The following is a 2,954-nucleotide window of genomic DNA, read 5'->3' as shown; positions in this document are numbered from 1 at the left end:
GCCGAAGTCGCCCTGAACGGCGTTCTTGGCAAAGCGGGCGTACTGCACCAGAAAGGGGTCGGTCAGCCCGAGACGTTCGCGCAGCGCCTGACGCTCGCTTTCGGGCACGGACTGGCCGACCATCTGGGCCACCGGGTCACCGAGGTTGTCTTGAATGGCGAAGGCCAGCAGGCTGATGACGAACATCACCAGTACCGCGTGCATTAGCCGCTTGATGAGAAAAGCAATCATGGCGTACGCCACCTATGTCATAGGTTGGATAGAAACCAGGGGCTGGGCGCGTCGCGTCGGCGACATAAAGCACGTCGCTCCCCGGAATAGTGGGGAGCGACGCATCCTTGCGATGGTGTGGCTGTCGGTCTTAGCGTTCGATGACCAGGTCACCCAGGTAGGGGAAGTCGATGGCGTTGACCACCGGCTCGATGTCGATACCGTCGGCGGCGCCGTAGGCCAGGTTCTGCCAATGCAGCATGACGAAGCCGGCATCTTCGTAGAGCATCGCCTCGGCTTGCTGGAGCATCTCGGCGCGGCGCTCGAGGTCGACCTCGCTGTCCGCTTCGGTGACCAGCGCGTCGATCTCCTCGTTGCAGTAGCTGCCGTAGTTGTACTGGCCGGCACCGCTCTCCTCGTCGATGCAGAACGTCAGGTACTGGAAGAAGTTGGCGGTGTCTTCGGTGTCCGAGTGCCAGCCGATCATGGCGATGTCGGAGGCGCGCTCGTCATACTCCGGCCAGTACTGGGCCAGCGGCATGGTGCGCAGGTTCACGGTGATGTTGATGCGCGACAGCATGTTGGCCACGGCCTGGGCGATCTGGGCATCGTTCACGTAGCGGTTGTTCGGCGCGATCATGTCGACGCTGAAGCCGTCCTCGAAGCCGGCTTCCGCCATCAGTGCCTGGGCGCGTTCGAGATCGTAGCGGGGCGTGAGCTCCGGGTTGTGGCCAACGTAGCCTTCAGGCGAGAACTGCGCCGCCGGAGTGGCGAAACCGCGCATCAGGCGATCGGCGATGCCTTCCTGGTTGATGGCCAGATCCACCGCCTGGCGCACGCGCACGTCCTGGAACGCCTCGACGGTCTCCTCGTTGAGCTGGAAGCCGATGATCCGCGTGCCGGGCACCTCGACGAGGTTCGCACCCTGGGCGTCACGTACGCGATCCAGGTCGTTAGGCGGCACCGCGTCGATGAAGTCCACGCTGCCGGAGAGCAGCGCCGCCACGCGAGAGGCGTTCTCGGCGATCGGCGTCAGCACGATCTCGCTGACGTTGCCCGGCGATTCGGTGTCCCAGTAATCCTCGAAGCGCTCCATGTCGACGCGCACGCCCTGACGGCGGTTGGTGACCCTGAAGGGCCCGGTGCCGGAGGCGTTGCGCGAGGCGAAGGTGTTGCCTGCCTTGACGATCTCGTCTTTGGCATTGCCGTCGTCGGTCTCGCCGGTGTAGAACTCGCTGTCCATCGGGAAGATGTAGGTGGCGAGGTTCAGCAGAAGCGGGTAGGGCTCGGTGGTGGTGATCTCGACGGTGTAGTCGTCGACGGCTTCCACGCTTTCGATCGGCTCGAAGATCGCCCGGTAGTCGGGGCTCTCCTTCAGGCGCTCGATGGTCCAGACCACGTCCTTGGCGGTGAATTCGTTGCCGGAGTGGAAGGTCACGCCTTCACGCAGGGTGAAGCGGGTGTGGGTGTCATCGGTCTGCTCCCACTCGGTGGCCAGGCGCGGTTCGAACTCGAAATCCTTGGTCCAGCGCACCAGCGGGTCGAACGTCATGTGCGAGAAGCGCAGTACGCCGCCGGAGAGCTGCTCGTGAAGGTCCAGGGTCTCGAAGTCCGCGGAGTAACCGATGCGCAGGGTTTCGGCACTGGCGGCCAGCGGCATCAGGGTGGCACCCGCGAAGGCGGCGCCGATCACGGAGGCGAGGATCGTCTTTTTAAGCGTCATGGTCGTTCCCGTTGGTCATTGTTTATTGTTCGGCATTGCCGGTGTTGTTGTCGTGCCGACAAGACAGGCAAGGCCGGCTCGCAGGCAAGCCCTTAACATAATGAGTGGGTGTCGCCAGGCACAATCGAAAAAATGACACGGCCCATTCGTCTGCCGAATGAGCCGTCGCCAAGCCCCGCCCCGGGCCGGTCGGGCATTGAAACCAACGTTTGATCGCTACACCCGCAAGGGCGAGGAAAGAGCGTCAGATGGCGCCGAAGCGCTGGTTCAGGTAGCGGTTGATGTCACTGGATTCGTACAGCCACAGCGCCTTGCCGTCCTCTTGTTCGATACGCAGGCAGGGCACCTTGACCCGGCCACCGCCCTCGGCGAGCGCCTCGCGGTGGGTCGGGTCGTTCTTGGCATCGCGGGTGTCGATGGCCAGGTTGAGTCTGGCGATCTCCTTGCGCACCTTGATGCAGAAGGGGCAGCTCTGGAACTGGTAGAGCGCAAGCCCCTGGCAGGCAGCGTCCACCTCGGCCTGGGCCTCGGGCGTGCGGCTCATGCCCTTCGGGGTGGAGAGCTTCTCCTGGGCCAGCAGGATCGGAGCCAGCACCAGGCGAAGGCCGCGGAAAAAGGTGCGAATGATGACGCGCATCGTCTACTCCCGTCGCGTCGCGGCCCCTGGCCGCGCGCTCGTCGATATGGATAAGGTGGCCGCATCCTGCAACAAAGCGCCGGCGTTGTCACATCCAGGCGAATATTTGAGCGGCGAAGATGAGCTCGAGGGCAAGCCGTGCTAGTCTCGGCGACTGATTTCTTACGCTTTTTGGAAGGTCCGGCAAGCTCGGGGAGGAGTGTGGCACCCATGCGTCTGCATATCATCGGTATCTGTGGCACCTTCATGGGTAGCCTCGCGCTTCTGGCCCGCGAACTCGGCCACCAGGTCAGCGGTTCCGACGCCAACGTCTACCCGCCCATGAGCACCCAGCTCGAAGAGGCGGGCATTACGCTCGTCAGCGGCTACCGCGCCGAGAATATC

Annotated in this window: 4 protein-coding genes and 1 pseudogene; 2 read left to right on the top strand and 3 right to left on the bottom strand. The window is 63.5% G+C overall.

Features of this window, described 5'->3' with window-relative positions; translation table 11 throughout:
* The 3 genes and pseudogenes from BIS11_RS14080 to BIS11_RS14070 all read right to left on the bottom strand — a co-directional run.
* Nucleotides 1-231 (bottom strand): annotated as a pseudogene (locus tag BIS11_RS14080) (ABC transporter permease); the annotation flags it as partial.
* 130 nt (nt 232-361) lie between these two features.
* Nucleotides 362-1,933 (bottom strand): ABC transporter substrate-binding protein, encoded by a 1,572-nt coding sequence (locus tag BIS11_RS14075; RefSeq protein ID WP_253420566.1) that lies wholly within the window; start codon nt 1,931-1,933, stop codon nt 362-364.
* Between the two features lie 244 nt (nt 1,934-2,177).
* Nucleotides 2,178-2,570 carry a glutaredoxin gene (locus BIS11_RS14070; protein ID WP_253420564.1) on the bottom strand — a complete coding sequence of 131 codons (393 nt, stop codon included), beginning with the start codon at nt 2,568-2,570 and terminating at the stop codon, nt 2,178-2,180.
* Here BIS11_RS14070 and BIS11_RS14065 point away from each other — a divergent pair.
* Together BIS11_RS14065 and BIS11_RS14060 are read left to right on the top strand one after the other, a co-directional pair.
* Nucleotides 2,560-2,715, top strand: a complete 156-nt coding sequence (locus tag BIS11_RS14065) for a hypothetical protein (RefSeq protein WP_253420561.1) — start codon at nt 2,560-2,562, stop codon at nt 2,713-2,715. The genes BIS11_RS14070 and BIS11_RS14065 overlap by 11 nt on opposite strands.
* A gap of 65 nt (nt 2,716-2,780) precedes the next feature.
* Nucleotides 2,781-2,954, top strand: a 174-nt coding sequence (locus BIS11_RS14060; protein ID WP_253586351.1) for a Mur ligase domain-containing protein, incomplete at its 3' end; no start/stop codon positions are given.

The organism is Halomonas sp. 707D4 (assembly GCF_024158685.1).
GTDB lineage: Bacteria > Pseudomonadota > Gammaproteobacteria > Pseudomonadales > Halomonadaceae > Vreelandella.
This window is presented reverse-complemented; position numbering and strand designations above follow the sequence as displayed.

Excerpts from the sequence above, each read along its gene's own strand:
- BIS11_RS14070 (WP_253420564.1), bottom strand. The coding sequence starts at position 2,570 with ATGCGCGTCATCATTCGCACCTTTTTCCGCGGCCTTCGCCTGGTGCTG.
- BIS11_RS14065 (WP_253420561.1), top strand. The coding sequence starts at position 2,560 with ATGACGCGCATCGTCTACTCCCGTCGCGTCGCGGCCCCTGGCCGCGCG.
- BIS11_RS14075 (WP_253420566.1), bottom strand. The coding sequence starts at position 1,933 with ATGACGCTTAAAAAGACGATCCTCGCCTCCGTGATCGGCGCCGCCTTC.